The 1,416-nt window shown below is 70.9% G+C and carries 1 protein-coding gene; it reads right to left on the bottom strand.

From position 1 onward, the window contains the following. Positions 1-1,096: hypothetical protein (locus A5697_RS06710; RefSeq protein WP_231971992.1), on the bottom strand; the 1,096-nt coding region annotated here is incomplete at its 3' end. Positions 1,097-1,416: the final 320 nt, after the last annotated feature.

Raw genomic sequence — 1,416 nt, 5'->3', positions numbered from 1 at the left:
CGGCCGTGCCGTCGGCCGCCTCGGGCTCGGCTTGTTCGGGCTGAGGCTCGGCCTTGGGTGCCTCGGCGGCGGGGGCCGGCCGGGTGGGCGCGACGACGACGTTCTGGTTCGGGCTGGGCCGGACGTTGGCCGTGGGCCGGATCGCGATCGCCAGCGAGACGACCAGCGCCACCACACCGATGACGAAGACGCCCGCCACGATGCTGCCCACCAGCCGGAAGGAGCGGCGCTCGGGATAACCGGCGTCGACGAGCGCGGTGGCGCCGGTTTGCGCGCCGGTGTAGAAGTCGTCGACGTCGTCGGGGACGGCGCTGTAGGCGAGGGCGTCCCTTTCCAGGGTTCCCGGGGTTTCGAAGTAGCCCGGCGCAATCGCGAACGGGTTGATGGCGCCGGTGCCCGGGTCTTGGGCGTAGGCCAGCGCTGCGGTGGAGGAGGAGAACAGCGGGGCGTGCGCCGAGGCCAGCGCCGCGCCCCGGGCCAGCGCCGTCTCCGGCTCCTCGGGAGCCGACAGCGGCAGCGTGGTCGCCGCCTCGAGCGCGGGCTTGATCAGCGGGATGTCAACGCCGGAGCCGACGACGAACACCCCGTCCGGGCGGGTCTCCATCGTCTCGGCCTGCGAAACCATGGAGGCCAGCTGGGCCACCGCGGCCTCGTCGTCGGCCGGCAGGGGTTCGCGGCGGACATCGGCGACCGACCCGTCGGCGCTGTTGACGACCGCCAGGGTCGCGGTGTCGGGCTCGATGTAGAGCAGCGCCGTTTGCGCATAGTTGGTCTGACTGCCGACCGCCTGGGCCAGGGCCGCCGCGGCCAGGAAGGACGAGACCAACATCACGTTCTCGACCTTGTGGGCGGCCAGCGCATCGCGCAGCGCGGCGGCCTCGATCGGGTCGGTGAAGGTGACCCCTGTCGAGGCCAGTTGGTAGCCGCCCTCGGCGGCGCCCTCACGCGTGCCCAGGATCGCGGAGACTACCTGGTTGGCCGCGCTTAGCGTTGCCGCGTCATCTTCGGGCGGAACGTCGAAATTGTCTTCGTCGACGGTGGCGCCTTCGCCATTCTGGCCTTCGACCAGCACCATTCGGACGGCCGTCGGCGCCATTGACACCCCAAGTACGGTGTCCAAAGCTCCTCCAAGGTTCGATTGCTAGTCCTGATGTGAGGACGTGGCCGCCGCACCCCGCGAAAACGCCAGAGGTCACTGAGTCCCCACCGTGTATTCCCCTAGTCCCACGATTTTACGCGCTTGCGGCACCTTCGGCTTGGGGCCGGACGCGGCTACGGGATCGGGAGGCCGTGCCCCAGGTGTCGATGGAGCCAGTCGTCCCACTGATCGCCGTGGGAGGGGCCGGGCGGATTGGGCGGCGGACACGTTCCGACCCCGGGTTCGGGCGGCGGTACGCCCTCCGGGCCTGGTGGCCT

The organism is Mycobacterium sp. E3251, from assembly GCF_001666835.1.
GTDB lineage: Bacteria > Actinomycetota > Actinomycetes > Mycobacteriales > Mycobacteriaceae > Mycobacterium.
The sequence above is the reverse complement of the archived record's forward strand: the minus strand, read 5'-3'. Positions and strand labels throughout refer to the sequence as shown.